We start from the raw sequence: 17,566 nt of genomic DNA on the forward strand, positions 1-17,566 counted from the left end.
ATCAAAGCTTAAAAAACCTGCTTGCTTAATTATCCTACTAAGCGTAAAATGCGCGCTCATTTCGGCTTTTAAACTATTAATTCCTTGCCTTAAACCGACCGGCCGAAACGGTAGAAGGCTCTATTAACCGTAAGGAATATCCATGCGTCATTACGAAATCGTATTCATGGTTCACCCTGATCAGAGTGAGCAAGTATCTGGTATGATCGAACGTTATACTGGTTCTATCACTGAAGCAGGTGGTACTATCCACCGTCTTGAAGACTGGGGCCGTCGTCAACTGGCTTACCCAATCAACAAGCTTCATAAAGCTCATTATGTTCTTATGAACGTTGAAGCACCAACTGAAGTAATCAGCGAGCTAGAAACTACTTTCCGCTACAACGATGCAGTGCTTCGTAACTTAGTTATGCGTACTAAAAACGCTGTAACTGAAGCGTCTCCTCTTGTAAGAGAAGAGAAGAAAGAAGCACCAGCTGCTTAATTGTTTTGAGTCCTAGCATGGCACGTAGTCAGCAGTTACTATAATGGTTAGCCCATATACGAATCAGCTGGTTATATCGGGGGTAGTTTGTAAAACACCCAAGTTTAGCCAAAGCCCCGCGGGCATACCGCATTGTATTTTTGTTGTAGAACATAAATCAATGCAAGTTGAAGCAGATCTTAACCGTAATAGTTATGTTAGGCTTCAGGTGGTTGCCAGTGGTAAGCAAATGCAACAACAGACTCAACATTTGCACGTTGGGCAGGCATTGCAAGTGAGTGGTTTTTTAAATCGCCACGAAGGTCGTAACGGCCTTAGCCAATTGGTTTTGCATGCTCAGCATATAGAAAGAATTATTTGAGGAATTAATCTCATGGCACGTTATTTCAGACGTCGTAAGTTCTGCCGCTTTAAAGCGGAAGGCGTACAACAAATCGATTACAAAGATCTAGCTACTCTTAGAAACTATGTTACAGAAAGTGGCAAAATCGTACCTAGCCGTATCACAGGTACTAGCGCTAAATACCAGCGCCAGCTAGCAACAGCTATTAAGCGTGCTCGCTACTTAGCCCTTCTTCCATACACTGACTTACATAAGTAAGCAGCGGATTAACACGTTTTTAAAAGGTGTAGAAACATGCAAGTTATTCTACTAGATAAGATCGCTAACCTAGGTGGCCTAGGTGACCAGGTTGTTGTTAAATCTGGCTTCGCACGTAACTTCCTTTTCCCACAAGGTAAGGCAGTTCCTGCAACTAAAGCAAACATTGAAACGTTTGACGCACGTCGCGCAGAACTAGAAGCAAAAATCGCTGAACAGTTAACTGCAGCACAAGCACGCGCTGACAAACTTGAAGCATTAGCAGAAGTTACATTAGTATCTAAAGCTGGTGACGAAGGTAAATTATTCGGTTCAATCGGTACTCGTGACATCGCTGACGCTATCTCAGCTGTTGGTGTTGAAGTTGCTAAATCAGAAGTTCGTTTACCTCTAGGTACTATCCGTGAGACTGGCGAATTTGACGTTGCAATCGCAGTACACTCAGACGTAACAGCTACTATTAAAGTAATCGTTATTGCTGAAGCTTAATTTTTAGAATTAAGTTTAAAAAAAACCGTGCTTTGCACGGTTTTTTTGTGTCTAAAATTTATAACCCAAAGCAATAAATTGTTTGTTGTGGGTAAAATTAAGCACGTTTCTAAAATAAAGCTTCATTTTCTACAAATATTTTTTATTTCATTTAAACCTTTCTATTCTTCTGCGCGTCTTATAAGTTAAATTGCAATTACATAATTATAAACAGGAAAAATTTGCGATGTTAATGGACGCTAATCAGCCAATAACTGATCAAGTGCAGCAAATGCTTATTGATCAAGTTAAAAACGGCGACCAGTTAGCTTATAAAGCGCTCTATAACATGCATAAAGCAAAAGTTTATGGCTTATGCCTGAGGCTTATAGCCGATGAGGAGTATGCACAAGATGCTACCCAAGAAGTGTTTGTGCAAGTATGGAACAAAATAGCGCAATTTGATGGACGTTCGCAGTTTTCCACTTGGCTTTATAGTGTCGCCAGTAATATTGCTATTAGTTATGTGCGCAGACAAAAACATTGGCTTAATAAAGTAATTAGCTTTGAGCAAAGCGGAATGGATGAACAAGCTGCACATGACTGTAACGGATTAAATGGGCTAGATAAATTAATTGTTAGACTGCCTGAGCGCGCAAGAATGGTATTTGTGCTTTATGCAGTAGAAGGTTACAGGCATGAGGAAATTGCAACCCTGTTAGGTATGGCGGTAGGCTCTAGTAAGGCGCAATATCATCGTGCAAGGCAATTATTAAAGCAGTGGTATGAAAATGAGTAAAACAAATTTTGATGACTACTTAAATGAGTCTTTAACCCAGTTAGATAAAAATATTCCACCCAAAAAAGAACTGTGGAATGGGATTGAGCGCGCAATAATAGCTAATAATCAGCCCACTATTAATACTAATCAATATTGGCCAAAGCTCACCGCCATTGCTGCATGTTTTACCGCGGTTTTGGTCAGCACAGTATTGTTATTTAAAGTACCAGAGGCAAATACTGCAGTGGCAATGAGTGAGTTTTTTACTAAACAAAAACAAAGTTTACTAGTGCAATATCAAAGCCAAGCAGCATTGACCGACAATTGGCAAGTACAGTTACAAGAACTTGAAGATGCAGAGCAAGCAATAAAGCAAACTCTTGAAAATGAACCGAAAAATAAGGCGCTATTGTCTATGTTAGCGCAAGTTTATCAACAACAACTCGACTTAATTAACAAGGTGCATGCACCGCGTTGGCAACACATCTAGGAGAAATAAATGAAAGCAATAATATTAGGGATCGCTTTATTACCCATGGCCGTATTTGCTGGTGAAAAAATAGATCAGCAAATTGAGGTACCCAATGCTGGGGTGATCCACATTGAAAACCAGCGTGGTGATATTAAAGTGACAGGTTGGGATAAAAATCAATTTAAAGTAACCGGTGAACTTGATGATAAGGCACAAGGCTACACACTTAAAACACAGGGTAATAAAACCCAGTTTATTGTGAAAATGCCTGAACTTTCTAATTGGGATAATAACAACAATGGCTCAACGCTCACTATTTTTATGCCAAAAAGTAGTGCGCTAGAATTTGTGGGTGTTAATGCATCTATAACGGCCAAAGAGTTACAAAAAGGTACTGAAATTGATGTAGTTAATGGGGCTATTACAGTAAACGATCTTAATGGCGATATTAAGCTGACCACTGTAAATGGTGACATCAAGGCAAAAGCACTTAATGGTAAAGTTCAATTTGAAACTGTTAATGGTTCGATTGATGATCAGCAATCTAGCGGTGAAGTTCGTTTTAGTGCGGTTAATGGCGATATTACATCAAACTCGACGGCCAATGATATTCGCTTAGAAAACGTAAATGGCGATATTAACTTTAATTTAGATACAATTAAAGAGTTACAAATAAGCACCGTTAATGGCGAAGTTAAGGTACAAATTAACCGCCTTCTGAGTGATGCTGATGTGAGTTTTGAATCTGTTAGTGGTAACGCTGCGTTTTATTTCCCTGCTGATTTATCAGCACAATTTGAGGTGGAAGCACACGCTGGCGGTAAAATTGACAACCAGTTAACTAACGATCAAGTACAAAAAGCCAAATATGGCCCAGCAAGTGGAATTAAGTTTAATACTAATGGCACTGATGCTAGCGTAGAGATGAATACTATTAGCGGTGTTATCGAACTTAAACGTCAATAATTAGCTATTTTATTTTAAGTAACAAAAAGCAGGAAAAGATTTCCTGCTTTGCTATTTGCACAGCCCCGCCAAGTCGATAGAATAGAGCTATTCAATTTTAGTACTGTGAAGTTATGGCCAAACCAGATAAGCAAGTCGACACTCTTAAAGTTCCTCCCCATTCAATAGAAGCTGAACAATCTGTTTTAGGTGGTTTAATGCTTGATAACCAAGCATTTGATCGCGTAGCTGAACTTGTTGTGGCGCAGGATTTTTATACCCGTACCCATAAGCTTATTTTTGAGGCGATGACAGCTCTTGCTGAAATTGGTGATCCGATTGACTTAATCACAATTTCTGAGAGTTTAGAAAAAAATAACCAGCTGTCAGGTATTGGTGGATTTGCGTATTTAGCCGAAATAGCAAAAAACACCCCAAGTGCTGCCAATATTGACGCTTACGCAAGTATTGTTCGCGAGCGCGCCGTTGTTCGTGAAATGATTGGTGTTGCCAATGAAATAGCCGAAGCGGGCTTTAATCCTGAAGGGCGTACTAGCCACGACTTACTTGATTTTGCTGAAAGTAAAGTATTTAAAATTGCTGAGCAGCGTACAAAAAGTAGTGAAGGCCCACAAAGCATTCACAACATACTTGAAAAAACCGTTGATAAAATAGAAGAGCTTTATCAATCACCACAAGATGGTGTGACCGGTGTGAGCACGGGTTATGCTGATCTTGATAAAATGACTACAGGCTTGCAGCCATCTGATTTAATTATTGTGGCAGCGCGTCCATCAATGGGTAAAACCACTTTTGCGATGAACCTTGCTGAACATGCCGCAATGACTCAAGACAAGCCAGTGCTTATTTACTCACTAGAGATGCCCTCTGAACAAATTATGATGAGGATGCTGGCGTCCCTTGGCCGAATTAACCAAACTAAAGTACGTACTGGTCAGCTAGATGACGATGACTGGGCGCGCCTTTCATCAACCATGGGATTACTCATGGAAAAAGGCAAAATGTACGTTGATGATGCCTCAGGCTTAACACCTACCGATGTTCGCTCACGTGCACGTCGTATAGCACGTGATCATGGTGGTATTAGTATGATCATGGTCGATTACCTGCAATTAATGCGTGTACCTAGCTTGTCAGATAACCGTACCTTAGAAATTGCCGAAATTTCACGCTCACTCAAAGCATTAGCAAAAGAGTTGCAGTGTCCGGTTGTTGCTCTATCGCAGCTTAACCGTACTCTAGAGCAACGTGCTGATAAACGTCCAATTAACTCAGATTTACGTGAGTCGGGCTCTATTGAGCAAGATGCCGATTTGATCATGTTTATTTATCGTGATGAAGTCTATAACGAAGACAGTACTGAAAAAGGCATTGCCGAAATTATTATCGGTAAACAGCGTAACGGTCCGATTGGTAAAGTGCGCCTAACCTTCCAAGGTCAATTCTCTCGCTTTGATAATTACGCAGGGCCTGCTGTAGATGATGATTACTAATGCGCTTAGCCACTGCTGAAATTAATTTAACCGCGCTTGAACATAACCTAGCACAGGTAAAACGCTTTGCGCCCAATAGTAAAGTAATGGCCGTACTTAAAGCGAATGCTTATGGGCATGGTTTAGTCACTATTGCGCAACACTTAAATGAAGCAGATGCATTTGCGGTTGCGCGTATAGATGAAGCGTTAGCGCTGCGTGCAGGTGGCCTTACAAAACCGATTGTGTTGCTAGAAGGCTTTTTTCATCAAGAAGACTTACCTATTTTACTGGCGAATAATTTTCAAACTATTATTCATGACGAGATACAGCTAAAAATGCTGGAAAGTGTGCAGCTAGATGCGCCTTTAAATTGCTGGTTAAAAATAAATACCGGCATGCATCGTTTAGGTATTGCGCCTGAGCAGTTTGATATGTTTTATCAGCGCCTACAAGCCAGCCCAAATGCACAAAACAAAATAAACTTAATGACCCATTTTGCGTGCGCCGATGATGTAAAAAATACTAAAACAGTGCAGCAAATAACTTTGTTCGATAATTTAACCCAAGAGGTTCAGCAAGCTCATTGTTTATCGAACTCTGCGGGAATTATAGCGTGGCCGAGTGGCCATGGTGATTGGGTTAGACCTGGGCTAATGCTTTATGGTGTATCGCCTATGGCTAATCACACAGGTAAAGATCACCAATTAAAGCCTGTAATGCGCTTAACCACTAAAGTGATAGCTGTGCGCGATGTAAGAGCACATGAAAAAGTAGGTTATGGCGGCCGCTGGCAAAGTGATAAACCTACGGTGTTGGCTGTGGTAGCACTGGGCTATGGTGATGGTTATCCGCGTCATGCAAAAGAAGGCACACCCGTGATTATTAATGGGCATCGTTACGGTATTGTGGGTAGTGTAGCTATGGATATGATCACCCTTGATATAGGTAATAACGAGCACAACGTCCAGGTGGGTGATGAAGTGATTATGTGGGGGCCAGAGTTACCAGTAGAAGAGATTGCACAATGTGCTGATACTATTTCTTACGAGTTATTGTGTAATATCACACCGCGTGTAAGTTATGAGTACCAGCGCTAATGTTTATTATTAAAGATATGCAGTAAGTTTACATTGCTGTCATGATCGTGATGCTAGCTTACTGGGTATGGTTACTCTTTTATAAAGTAAATATCGCTAAAGCCCATACGTGCAAACTCTTGGTCGCGAAAATTGCGTACCGCCGATGAACCTTTAGAGGTCATTTCAATTTGGCGTACCATGTTTAAGTAATTAGTTAAATCGATACCCTCAGCAGCCGCAATAGCCTGATACATATCGTGGTATTTATCTTTTGCGAAGTTAATTTCGCGCGGTTGATTTTTAAAAGTATAGGTAATTCTGCGTGCCATAATAAGCTCAGTTATATTGAGTGTTAGTGTAATTTTACACTGTATTTAAGTTGCGTTGAATGATTAGTTGAAATCAAATAATTAAAAAGTTGAGTTTGAAATGAAATTATCAGTAGAGATCAGTAAATACCCGCTTCATCAAGATTATATTCCCTTTATTAAAGGATTTATTGACCGGTTAAATACCTATGATGATTTAAAAGTGATTACAAACACATTGTCGACGCAAATTTTTGGTGACTATGACTTAGTAATGTCGGTACTTAGTACTGAAATAAAACGTTCATACGAAGAGTTTGGCAAGGCTATTTTTGTTTGTAAATTTCTTTCTGGTGATCTTTCTCCTGAATAATGCTTAATAGCTTAGTGAGCCAATAATGGACTTTATTAACCAAACTCTTGCTGGGTTTACTGCGATGTCACACTGGGAATATATTGCAGTGGCTTTGTCTATGACTTACCTTTTATTAGCTATCAAAGAAAACCTTTGGTGCTGGCCTGCGGCATTCTTTAGTACCTTAATTTACACTATTATGTACTGGAATGGCGCTTTATTAATGGAGTCATTGCTGCATTTTTATTATATGTATATGGCAGTCTATGGCTGGCTAGCATGGAGGAGGAGTGGAGTAGGTAAACAGGAATTAGCAATTACATCATGGCGGGTAAGTCAACATATTGGCATTATCAGTATAACGTCCTTAGTTGCGATAATTTTGGGCTATATAATGACTAATTATACCCATGCTGATTTTGCCTATTTAGATAGTTTTACCACTTGTTTTGCTGTTGTTACTACTTATTTAGTGGCCAAAAAAGTGCTGGAGAATTGGTTATATTGGATAGTGATAGATGCCGCTTCGATGTACTTGTATTACGAAAAAGGCTATTACCCAACACTTGCGTTGTTTATCTTCTACACGCTAATGGCAGCATGGGGGTTTAAAACCTGGTATGAAGAGTACGAGCAAGAGCAAGCTAAGCCTCTAGCTCAGCTATAAGAGCCACAATGACCTTTGACAATATAAGCGCTATATTTAGCGCTTTTGACCCGCAACTTAATGTTCTCAGTAGTGAGCGTTTGTATAGTGGTTTAAGTAACGATAATTTCCTTGTCCATACAGCGCAGCAAGCTTACCTATTAAAGAGTTATCGGGAACACTGGCCATCTATAGGCTTAGCAGCGCAAGCAAGCTTTGCAGAGTATAAAGTTTGTCCTGCACCAATGTGGCTCAATGAAGAAAAAAAGTTAGCCATTTTTGAATATATTGACGGTGATATAGCGCAAGACAACTACACATCTGAACTAATAAAAAAATTGGTCAGTTTACACCAACATAATATCGTAACAGAGCCAATGGATATTAAGTTCGAGCTTGATTACTACTCTGACACCGAACTTTATCAGCAATATCAGCAGGGGGTTGAATCAGCTTTAGTCTATATTTATAGCCAACCTAGAGATAACGGTTTTTGCCATAATGATTTAGTTAAAGAAAATATTATTCTCAACACAGAGGGCATGTACTTAATTGACTTTGAATACGCTAAAACTAACGATGTTTACTTTGATTTAGCTGCATTAGCAGTTAGTTTTGAGTTAACACAAATACAAAAAGCGCAGTTACTGAAAACCTATCATTCATATTTACCTCAGCAGTGTAATTTTAGTCCCTCGATAGAAAAGTTAAAGTGTTATCAAGTAGTATTCTTAGTGCTTTGTATTTGTTGGTATTCTGCGCGTGGTGTCAGTGATAAGGTTAAAAAATTGTGTGAGCAGCTGGATTATCTAATTCAATAAATAGCCCAGCTTATCCCCAAGTAGTTATAAGTTTAGCTACAAACCACCAAACCGAGCTGCTAGCTCTTTATATTTAGCTACTTCATCGGCGTCATACTGTGGTTCGCCATTAGCATCTTCACTTTTGGCAATAAGTAAGCTTTCTCGTGTTAAGCGTTTAACTCGCTCGACTTTAACTCCTAAAAACTCAGCAACTTGTTCTGTTGACATTAACTTCATAATTACTTCCTCGTGTTTAATCTTTCCGTCCAGTGACAATAATAGATAATATGTGTCTAAAGCGTTACTGTTTTTTTATAGAATATAAATAAATAGCGCTTTTTTTACCTTTTGTTAAGTGATTAGCTTAAATTATAGACATGTAAACGAATCATGCTGGCATTTATACAAAGATGCCTTTATTATTGCGCATGCTAAAGCATTGATATCGCGAGTTGATGTGGAGGCAACAAATGTGCTCTCGTGGTGAAATGGATATCACGTGGCCCTCCGGAGGCTGAGTTGTAGGTTCGATCCCTACCGAGAGCGCCATTTGCGTTTTACTTTTTACTCCCCTTCAAAACGATCGTAGCTATTTAAATTAACTCACTATTTTTATTCTCCGTTAAATAATAATATTTGTAGCAATCTAATTTACACCGTTAGGCGTATACTCAGTGCTGCGGTTATAGTTTAATATCAACAGTCGTAGGATTTTAGTGTTAATAATTTATTATTACCCTAAACTCAAAAGCTAGACTTTTATAGCTAAATAATGCTATTAAAAGAAAATATTCCTTAATTATAGAAATCCTCACATTTATGTTAGTTACCTTACCTATATCAGAGCTTATTCCCGGCATGTACGTAAATAGCGTGACCAAGCAGCAGGAGAGTGTTGATGGTATAAAAATTAAAACCAGTGGTTTGGTACGTGATAAATCTATAATTCAGCGTTTAATTACCGAAGGAGTACTAGAGCTTCTTATTGATTTTACAAAAAGTGATGTGGCTGTACCGGCTAAATATAAAGTACAAGAAAAACCAAAAGCCGCAGCTACAAATCAAGACAAGCCCGCTAGTAAAAAACGAGTTGTCAGCTTGCAACAAGAGTTTGCCAAAGCCAGTGTTAGTTATGATGCCCACAACAGAAAATTACAAAGTATTTTTGGTGATTTAACCTCAGGTTTGTCACTGAATACTGATGCGCTTAATGAGATAAGTAATGAAATAGTCAGCTCAGTATTTCGTAATGAACATGCAATGACCATTTTAACTCGTATTAAAGATAAGCATAGCTATAACTGGCGTCATATGATCAACTGCACCATTTTTACAGCGGTATTCGCTAAGTATTTAGGGTATAAACGCGATGTTGTTCAGGAGCTTGCTATGGGGGCATTAATGCATGACCTAGGGCAGGCCAAATTACCTCAAGGAATATTCTCTAAACCTGGTAAAGTTACAGGTAACGAGATGACGGCAATAAAAAAGCATGTTGCACAAAGCTTAGGGTTATTAAAAGGTGGGAAAGGTATCACCTCTTTAATGTTAGATATGATTGTAAATCATCATGAGCGCCTTGATGGTTCTGGTTATCCTCGAGGAGTCGATGACAGCAAGATAAGTCGTCCTGCTCGGATTTTAGCGATTGTTGACGTATACGATGCGCTCACCGCAGATAGACCCCATCAAGAAGGGGATGAGCCTATTAATGCACTGCGTTATTTGTTGGCAAATAAACAGCTATTTGATGCAGAGTTAGTACAGCTGTTTATTAAGTGTTTAGGTGTTCACCCGGTGGGTACTATTGTTAAGTTAACCAATGAGCGTTTGGCCTTGGTGCTAGAAGGTAATCATTCAAATCCAATCAAGCCCAAAGTTAAGCTTTTTTATAACGCAAAACACAACCATCATGTTACCGCAAAAGATATTGATTTGAGCTCAAATAATAATGAAATAAAAATACAAGCAAGTGTAAAACCCGCTGATTATAAAATTAACTTGCCTCGACTTTTAAAAGAGCATTTACTGCTTTAGTATTTTTGCATTGTCTTTTTCTGTTTGTTTTAGCAGAAATATACCCACCTAAAAAGCAATTACCCATTAACGTCATCCACAGTAATGTGCCTAATTCTACATGCAGCGCTAAGCAGCAAAAAACCAAAGAAATAATTGCCATGCTAATGGCTGCTAACCAATAGAGATTAACTGGGTTGTCACATTTACCTGCCTGCGTACACGCGCAATAATTTGCTTTATAAAAGAAATAAACACTTAAGCCACAAAAAGTAAGCGCTGTAACAATAAGTAAAATGATCACTGTTTTCTCCCTTGGTGATTTTATTGGCAGTGTAAATTGCAACGCAAGTTAAGTCAATGCAAATGAGAATTAATATCATTAGAGTATATACTCTAATACCATACTTCTGCTCCGATGAGTTTTAAATAGTTGTTAAATTGTCGTTAAAAAACGTGTTTTTTGGCCTTTTTTAACGTTTTAGTAGGGTTTTTTATAAAAAATTAAGGTAGTGTACGCGGGTTTGAAACTCTAATAACAACACACATAGCTATCCAAACAGTAAGTTTGGCTAAGGACACAACAATGAAATTTACTAAAACTCTTATTGCTGCATCGCTGGCATTTGTTTCAGCTGATACCTTTGCAGCGGCTTTTCAACTTGCTGAGCAAAATGTATCTGGTTTAGGTCGTGCATACGCAGGTGAAGCGTCTGTAGCAGATGATGCCTCTGTGGTTGCTCGTAACCCAGCGTTAATGACGTTGTTTAAAGAGAAGCAACTTAGCGTTGCAGCTATGGCTGTCATTCCTGATGTTAGCCTAAAAGGCACAGGTAATGCCTACGGTTTAGATAACAGCGTACTAGATGATGACAGCATCGCACCTAGCGCGATTATTCCTGCTGGTTATTTCACTATGCCAGTAAACGATAAAGTATCGGTTGGTTTTGGTGCATTTTCTAACTTTGGCCTTGCCACTGAGTTTAACGATGATTACGCAGCTGGCCAAATTGCTGGTGAAACTGAAATTGTTACTGTAAACATGAACGCAAGTGTTGCTTATAAAGTATCTGAGCAGTTCAGTTTTGGTATTGGTTTAAATGCAATTTATGCAGAAGCGAAGATTATTCGTAAGTTTGGCGTAGTACCTCCTGTAAACCCTGCTATTGCATCTATTCCTGCAAGTGCTGATGCTGTTCACCTTGAAGGTGATGACATGGGTTACGGCTTAAACGTTGGTTTAATGTACCAATTAGATGAAAATAGCCGCTTTGGTTTTAATTACCGTACAGAAACAGATATTACTTTTGAAGGTGAGTACTCGAATGAACTACCTTCATTTATTCCTGGTGGGTTAAACGGTCAAGTTGAATTACCTGGCTCAGTTGAAATTACACTACCAGCAATTGCTGAGTTCTCAGGTTCTCACCAGTTAGATGAAAAGCTAGGCGTTCACTACAGCGTATTATGGACAGGTTGGAGCAGCTTTGACTCATTAGAAGCACAAGTTACTGCACCTACAGGTGGCAAGTTCAGTGCGTTTGAAAAAACAGAAGATTTCTCTGATGCAATGCGTTACTCAATCGGTACTGATTACCAGTACAGTGAAAATTTAATGCTTCGTGCTGGTTTTGCGTTTGATGAATCACCAGTATCACAACAGCATTTATCAATTTCTATCCCTGATACAGACCGTTTTTGGTTCTCGTTTGGTGGTAACTATGCGATTGATCAAAACTCAAACGTTGATTTAGGTGTGAGCGTATTACGTGGTAAAACACAAAACTTTACTGAAAAAGTAGAAAGTGAAACGCTACCACAGCAATGGTCTTTTGAATCAAAAGGTCATGCAGTATTATTAGGTGCTCAGTACAACTACACATTCTAATTCTGCCTAGAGCCTAGAGCCTAGACACAAAAAAGCCGCTTACAGCAAATGCAGTAAGCGGCTTTTTTTTATACTTATAAATTAACTGGTTACGAATGGCGTAAGCCATCCGTAACAGCTTAATTATAAGCTTTCTATTTTAACTTTTTGCTCTAGTAGCTTAGTTTTAGCATCGGTAAATTCAGCTAGCTTAGCATTTTCTTTAGCGAGTACCGCTTCAGGTGCATTGTTAACAAACTTTTCGTTAGCCAGTTTGTTTTGCACTTGCGCTAGGCCTTTCTCAGCTTTTTCAAGTTGCTTGTTAATACGTGCAAGCTCAGCTTCGACATCAATTAACCCCGCCATTGGGATCATAATCTCAAGGTTGCCAACATAAGAGGTTGCACACGCTGGGGCATCGTCTTTGTTTTCAAGCAGAGTAAATGCTTCAAGCTTAGCGAGTGACGCTAAAAACGATTCATTTTCGTTAATACGGCGCACATCGTCGCTCGATGCATTAGCTAGTAATACCGATAGCGGCTTGCTTGGGCTGATATCCATTTCACCACGAATATTACGAATCGCTAAAATGAATTGCTTAACCCACTCTAAGTCATCCATTGCTTGTGAATCAACATTGGCTTGGTTATAAACAGGGAACCCTTGTACCATAATGCTAGTGCCTGTTGTTTCAAGCCCTGCAAGTGGTGCTACACGTTGCCAAATTGTTTCTGTAATGTAAGGCATCATTGGGTGCATTAAACGCAGTAAGCTTTCAAGTACGGTAATAAGTGTATGACGTGTACCACGTTGCTGAGCTTCATTGCCTTTAAATAGTACCGGCTTAGTAAGCTCTAGGTACCAATCACAGAACTGATTCCAGGTGAATTCATATAATGTATTCGCCGCTAAATCAAAACGGTAGTTATCAAGGTGCTCGGTGTAGGTTTTAACCGTGGCTTCATATTGACCTAAAATCCAGCGGTCAGCTAACGAGTACTGTTTTTCGCTATCGTTAAAGCCACAGTCTTGCTCTTCTGTGTTCATTAATACGTAACGGCTTGCGTTCCATAATTTGTTACAGAAGTTACGGTAACCTTCAAGGCGGTTCATATCCCAGTTAATATCACGACCAGTTGAAGCCATCGCTGCTAAGGTAAAGCGCAGTGCGTCGGTACCGTGTGCTTCAATACCGTTTGCAAATACTTTGCGGGTATCTTTTTCAATTTTAGCGGCAAGTTTTGGCTGCATCATATTACCAGTACGTTTTTGTACTAAGTCTTCAAGGCCAATGCCGTCAATCATATCAAGTGGGTCAAGTACGTTACCTTTAGACTTCGACATTTTATCGCCGTTATCGTCACGTATTAAGCCAGTTACATACACGGTTTTAAAAGGAACTTGTGGTTTGCCGTTTTCATCCTTTATAAAGTGCAGCGTCATCATGATCATACGTGCAACCCAGAAGAAAATGATATCAAAACCGGTTACCAACACGTCAGATGGGTGGAAGGTTTTTAAGTCATCGGTATTTTCTGGCCAACCTTGGGTTGAGAAGGTCCACAGTGCTGATGAGAACCACGTATCAAGAACGTCTTCGTCTTGGCTAAGCGCTACGCTATCTGCAATATTGTTATCGCGGCGTACTTCTGCTTCATCACGACCAACGTATACGTTGCCTTCGCTGTCGTACCAAGCTGGAATACGGTGACCCCACCAAAGCTGGCGTGAAATACACCAATCTTGTACGTCGTTCATCCACGAAAAGTACATGTTTTCGTATTGCTTAGGTACAAATTGGATGTCGCCGTTTTTAACTGCGTCTTTTGCAGGTTCAGCAAGTGGTGCAACACGTACATACCATTGGTCAGTAAGTAGTGGTTCAATAACAACACCAGAGCGATCACCGTAAGGAACAGTTAGGCCATGGTCTTCAATTTTTTCAAGTAGGCCTAGCTCTTCAAATTCAGCAATAATCGCTTTACGTGCGTCAAAACGGTCAAGGCCATGTAAGCGCTCAGGAATTGGCGCATCAAATTCAAGTTCTTTACCATCAAAGGTGTATGTTTCACCTTGGGTTAAAATAGCCGCGTCTTTGTCGAAGATGTTAATCATCGGCATCTTGTGGCGCTTACCAACTTCGTTATCGTTAAAGTCGTGCGCAGGGGTTATTTTTACACAGCCCGTACCTTTGTCTTTATCGGCATGTTCATCGGCAACAATTTTAATACGACGATTAACGATTGGTAGTAAAACCTCTTTACCGATTAAGTCTTGGTAGCGCTCGTCATCTGGGTTTACTGCCACACCTGAGTCACCCAGCATAGTTTCTGGGCGCGTAGTGGCTACAACAATGTAGTCTTTACCGTCTTGCGTTTTTACGCCATCAGCTAGTGGGTAACGTAAGTTCCACATATGGCCTTGTTTGTCTTTATTTTCTACTTCAAGATCAGAAATCGCAGTGTGTAATTTTGGATCCCAGTTTACAAGGCGTTTACCACGGTAAATTAGGTTTTCTTTATGAAGGCGTACAAATACTTCTTTAACAGCTTCTGATAGGCCATCGTCCATGGTAAAACGTTCACGGTCCCAATCAACAGAAGCACCTAAGCGGCGAAGTTGTTTAGTGATTGTGCCACCAGACTCGTTTTTCCATTCCCAAATTTTATCGATAAATGTATCACGGCCTAAATCATGGCGTGTTTTACCCTCTTCTGCCGCAAGCTTTCGCTCTACTAGCATTTGCGTGGCAATACCTGCGTGGTCAGTACCTACTTGCCATAATGTATTGTTACCTTGCATACGTTTAAAGCGCGTTAAGGTATCCATTATGGTATCTTGGAAAGCGTGGCCCATGTGTAAGCTACCCGTGACATTTGGCGGCGGGATCATAATTGAATATGGGGTGCCTTGGCCAGATGGCTTAAAGTAGCCTTTTTGTTCCCAGTCTTGATATAGAGACTGTTCAATATCTTGCGGATTGTAGGTTTTATCCATTACACAGAACCTTAAATAAGTACTTAAATGAGTTAGTTAGCTTTGTACGCAGTGAGCGTTAGCGATTAATATCTTGCGTGGTGATATTGGCACCGAGTTGGCGTAGTTTTTTAAAGCGCTCACGAGCGGCTTGTTTGGCTACGGGCTCTACGGGTACAAAATCAAAAACTTGGTTAAACCGACGAATAAAGTCCGGTAAGTGATTGGCCAAGTTAATTAATACTTTACGATTACCAACAGGTGGTGTTGTGCCAATTTCTACAGGTGCGCCGCCTTTTGGGCCTTCACCTTGTAAATTGTGGGGCACAAAACTGTCGGCATCAAATGTCCAAATAGTTTCGTCAATGCTGTTGGCGGTTGCTTCGCTGTCTACAAAAATAAATACGCGTTGACCAAGCCGATACTGTTGCCCAGCTATTTGAGCTGCTAAAGCAAAGTGATCATCGGCTTTAGCTAATGACTCATCTTGTTGCTTTAAAATGAAAAACTGGGCATTCATGTTCATTGTATCGGGATTTCCCATGACATTGATTGTGCTGTTATTAAATACACACAAATTAAGAAGGGGATTTTGCCATATAACGGGGTTTGCTTCAATTAATACCCAATAAATAAGGCGCTTTAAAAGCGCCTTATTTTATACTCTATATTGGGCTGTGAAGCCTTTTACAGGTTTGTTAGTCTTGGGTTGCTTCGCTAATGCCTGCTCGGTTTAATAAATACTGAGTTAGCATAGGTACAGGGCGACCCGTTGCGCCTTTTTTAGCGCCGCTGCGCCATGCCGTACCGGCAATATCTAAATGTGCCCAGTTATACTTTTTAGTAAATTTAGATAAGAAACAGGCCGCAGTAATAGTACCTGCAGCTCGGCCACCTAAGTTAGTAAAGTCGGCAAATGGGCTTTCTAGTTGATCTTGATAATCATCCCATAATGGCAGTTGCCATGCACGATCGCCACTTTGCTCAGACGCTTTTAATAAATCATGCGCCAGTGGATTATGGTTTGCTAATAAACCCGTAGCGTGGGCACCTAAAGCAACAATACACGCACCGGTTAATGTAGCAACATCAATCACGGTTTCTGGTTCAAAACGCTCAACATAGGTTAGCGCGTCACATAACACTAAGCGGCCTTCGGCATCAGTATTAAGTACTTCAACCGTTTGCCCAGACATAGTGGTTAAAATATCACCTGGGCGATAGGCGTTTGAGCTTGGCATGTTTTCACAACCGGCTAAAACGCCAATTACATTTATAGGTAGCTGCATTTGTGCAAGCGAGCGCATGGCACCAATAACACCAGCAGCACCGCCCATGTCGTATTTCATTTCATCCATGCCTTCGCCTGGTTTTAATGAAATACCGCCTGAGTCAAAGGTTAAGCCTTTACCAACTAATACGATAGGCGCTTGGTCATCGCCTGCGCCTTTGTAGTTAATTACCGACATAACCGATTCGTTATCACTGCCACGACCAACTGCTAGGTATGAGTTCATACCTAGTTCTGCCATTTTATCTTCGCCAATCAGCTCAACAGTGATGTTGTCAAAATTAGTCTCAAGTTCTTTGGCTTGCTCGCCGAGATACGCTGGATTACAAATATTAGGCGGCATATTGGCAATGTCTTTGCACAATTTGCTACCAGCAGCAATCGCTAGGCCATGCTCAATGGCACTTTCACCTATAGTCAGTTCGCGGCGCGTAGGAACGTTAAATACCATTTTACGCAGTGGACGACGTGGGTCTACTTTCTTACTTTTTAGCTGATTGAAGGTGTATAAACAGTCTTGGGTTGTTTCTACCGCTTGACGCACTTTCCAATAGGTATCACGGCCTTTAACGTGTTGCTCAGTTAAAAAGCACACTGCTTCCATCGAGCCTGTTTCATTTAAGGTGTTGATAGTTTTTGAAATAATTTGTTTATATTGTTTATCGTCTAGTTCGCGTTCTTTACCGCAGCCAACGAGTAGAATACGTTCGCTTAAAATATTAGGTACATGGTGTAATAGTAATACTTGCCCTGGCTTACCTTCTAAGTCGCCACGGCGTAATAAATTTGAGATATAACCATCGCTGATTTTATCAAGTTGTTCACCAATGGGGGATAACCTGCGTGGTTCGTATACGCCAACAACAATACATGCACTGCGTTGTTTTTCTGGGCTACCACTTTTTACGTTGAATTCCATTGTCACTCCTGATTTTGAGTCATCTATAGAAGCTAAGTTGGGACTAAAAATGTGTTTTC

The 17,566-nt window shown here is 40.2% G+C and carries 20 protein-coding genes and 1 tRNA gene; 15 read left to right on the forward strand and 6 right to left on the reverse strand.

Annotated features, from left to right (window positions below; genetic code table 11):
- The first annotated feature begins 142 nt into the window (after window positions 1-142).
- The 9 genes from rpsF to alr all read left to right on the forward strand — a co-directional run bounded on the left by rpsF (window position 143) and on the right by alr (window position 6,344).
- Complete coding sequence (rpsF, locus tag PUND_RS02995; RefSeq protein ID WP_008110420.1) at window positions 143-484, forward strand: 30S ribosomal protein S6; 342 nt, start codon at window positions 143-145, stop codon at window positions 482-484.
- 43 nt (window positions 485-527) lie between these two features.
- Complete coding sequence (gene priB / locus PUND_RS03000) at window positions 528-845, forward strand: primosomal replication protein N (RefSeq protein WP_008466122.1); 318 nt, start codon at window positions 528-530, stop codon at window positions 843-845.
- A 12-nt stretch (window positions 846-857) separates the two neighbouring features.
- Window positions 858-1,085: a 30S ribosomal protein S18 gene (rpsR, locus tag PUND_RS03005; RefSeq protein ID WP_002962753.1), complete on the forward strand. Its 228-nt coding sequence runs from the start codon at window positions 858-860 to the stop codon at window positions 1,083-1,085.
- Between the two features lie 36 nt (window positions 1,086-1,121).
- On the forward strand, window positions 1,122-1,574 hold the full coding sequence (gene rplI / locus PUND_RS03010; RefSeq protein ID WP_008110407.1) for a 50S ribosomal protein L9: 453 nt from the start codon (window positions 1,122-1,124) through the stop codon (window positions 1,572-1,574).
- A 226-nt stretch (window positions 1,575-1,800) separates the two neighbouring features.
- Entirely contained in the window at window positions 1,801-2,352 is a 552-nt protein-coding gene (locus tag PUND_RS03015; RefSeq protein ID WP_010390850.1) for an RNA polymerase sigma factor, read from the forward strand.
- Window positions 2,339-2,824, forward strand: a complete 486-nt coding sequence (locus PUND_RS03020; protein WP_010390851.1) for a hypothetical protein — start codon at window positions 2,339-2,341, stop codon at window positions 2,822-2,824. The genes PUND_RS03015 and PUND_RS03020 overlap by 14 nt, the downstream gene beginning before the upstream one ends.
- 9 nt (window positions 2,825-2,833) lie before the next feature.
- Window positions 2,834-3,772 carry a DUF4097 family beta strand repeat-containing protein gene (locus PUND_RS03025; protein ID WP_010390853.1) on the forward strand — a complete coding sequence of 313 codons (939 nt, stop codon included), beginning with the start codon at window positions 2,834-2,836 and terminating at the stop codon, window positions 3,770-3,772.
- Between the two features lie 113 nt (window positions 3,773-3,885).
- Entirely contained in the window at window positions 3,886-5,265 is a 1,380-nt protein-coding gene (dnaB, locus tag PUND_RS03030; RefSeq protein ID WP_010390854.1) for a replicative DNA helicase, read from the forward strand.
- Window positions 5,265-6,344: an alanine racemase gene (gene alr / locus PUND_RS03035; RefSeq protein WP_010390855.1), complete on the forward strand. Its 1,080-nt coding sequence runs from the start codon at window positions 5,265-5,267 to the stop codon at window positions 6,342-6,344. The genes dnaB and alr overlap by 1 nt, the downstream gene beginning before the upstream one ends.
- Before the next feature lie 71 nt (window positions 6,345-6,415).
- On the opposite strand, the gene PUND_RS03040 is transcribed toward alr, so the two are convergent.
- Window positions 6,416-6,655 (reverse strand): DUF2960 domain-containing protein, encoded by a 240-nt coding sequence (locus PUND_RS03040; protein ID WP_004588463.1) that lies wholly within the window; start codon window positions 6,653-6,655, stop codon window positions 6,416-6,418.
- Window positions 6,656-6,755: 100 nt separating this feature from the next.
- Here PUND_RS03040 and PUND_RS03045 point away from each other — a divergent pair, with 100 nt between their 5' ends.
- From PUND_RS03045 to PUND_RS03055, 3 genes are read left to right on the forward strand one after another with little or no spacing between them, the layout of a single operon-like run.
- A complete protein-coding gene (locus PUND_RS03045; RefSeq protein WP_010390856.1) occupies window positions 6,756-7,007 on the forward strand; it encodes a hypothetical protein in 252 nt (83 codons plus the stop codon).
- A 25-nt stretch (window positions 7,008-7,032) separates the two neighbouring features.
- Window positions 7,033-7,656, forward strand: a complete 624-nt coding sequence (pnuC, locus tag PUND_RS03050) for a nicotinamide riboside transporter PnuC (protein ID WP_010390857.1) — start codon at window positions 7,033-7,035, stop codon at window positions 7,654-7,656.
- Between the two features lie 8 nt (window positions 7,657-7,664).
- Window positions 7,665-8,456: a phosphotransferase gene (locus tag PUND_RS03055; RefSeq protein WP_010390858.1), complete on the forward strand. Its 792-nt coding sequence runs from the start codon at window positions 7,665-7,667 to the stop codon at window positions 8,454-8,456.
- A 36-nt stretch (window positions 8,457-8,492) separates the two neighbouring features.
- On the opposite strand, the gene PUND_RS03060 is transcribed toward PUND_RS03055, so the two are convergent.
- Window positions 8,493-8,675, reverse strand: coding sequence for a hypothetical protein (locus PUND_RS03060; protein ID WP_010390860.1), 183 nt, complete (start codon window positions 8,673-8,675; stop codon window positions 8,493-8,495).
- A 237-nt stretch (window positions 8,676-8,912) separates the two neighbouring features.
- On the opposite strand from PUND_RS03060, the gene PUND_RS03065 reads away from it, so the two are divergent.
- A tRNA-Arg gene (locus tag PUND_RS03065) sits at window positions 8,913-8,987 on the forward strand.
- A gap of 270 nt (window positions 8,988-9,257) precedes the next feature.
- Window positions 9,258-10,475 carry a cyclic di-GMP phosphodiesterase gene (locus PUND_RS03070; protein ID WP_010390863.1) on the forward strand — a complete coding sequence of 406 codons (1,218 nt, stop codon included), beginning with the start codon at window positions 9,258-9,260 and terminating at the stop codon, window positions 10,473-10,475.
- Here the strand turns inward: PUND_RS03070 and PUND_RS03075 are convergent.
- Window positions 10,435-10,758 (reverse strand): hypothetical protein, encoded by a 324-nt coding sequence (locus PUND_RS03075; RefSeq protein ID WP_041708737.1) that lies wholly within the window; start codon window positions 10,756-10,758, stop codon window positions 10,435-10,437. The genes PUND_RS03070 and PUND_RS03075 overlap by 41 nt on opposite strands.
- 282 nt (window positions 10,759-11,040) lie before the next feature.
- Here PUND_RS03075 and PUND_RS03080 point away from each other — a divergent pair, with 282 nt between their 5' ends.
- Window positions 11,041-12,342 (forward strand): outer membrane protein transport protein, encoded by a 1,302-nt coding sequence (locus PUND_RS03080; protein WP_010390865.1) that lies wholly within the window; start codon window positions 11,041-11,043, stop codon window positions 12,340-12,342.
- Between the two features lie 123 nt (window positions 12,343-12,465).
- Here PUND_RS03080 and PUND_RS03085 read toward each other — a convergent pair whose 3' ends face one another.
- The 3 genes from PUND_RS03085 to pepA all read right to left on the reverse strand — a co-directional run bounded on the left by PUND_RS03085 (window position 12,466) and on the right by pepA (window position 17,507).
- Window positions 12,466-15,318 carry a valine--tRNA ligase gene (locus tag PUND_RS03085; RefSeq protein ID WP_010390866.1) on the reverse strand — a complete coding sequence of 951 codons (2,853 nt, stop codon included), beginning with the start codon at window positions 15,316-15,318 and terminating at the stop codon, window positions 12,466-12,468.
- A 58-nt stretch (window positions 15,319-15,376) separates the two neighbouring features.
- Window positions 15,377-15,823, reverse strand: coding sequence for a DNA polymerase III subunit chi (locus PUND_RS03090; protein WP_008112488.1), 447 nt, complete (start codon window positions 15,821-15,823; stop codon window positions 15,377-15,379).
- Window positions 15,824-15,995: 172 nt separating this feature from the next.
- Window positions 15,996-17,507, reverse strand: coding sequence for a leucyl aminopeptidase (pepA, locus tag PUND_RS03095; protein ID WP_010390867.1), 1,512 nt, complete (start codon window positions 17,505-17,507; stop codon window positions 15,996-15,998).
- Window positions 17,508-17,566: the final 59 nt, after the last annotated feature.

It is taken from the genome of Pseudoalteromonas undina (assembly GCF_000238275.3).
Classification (GTDB): Bacteria; Pseudomonadota; Gammaproteobacteria; order Enterobacterales; family Alteromonadaceae; genus Pseudoalteromonas; species Pseudoalteromonas undina.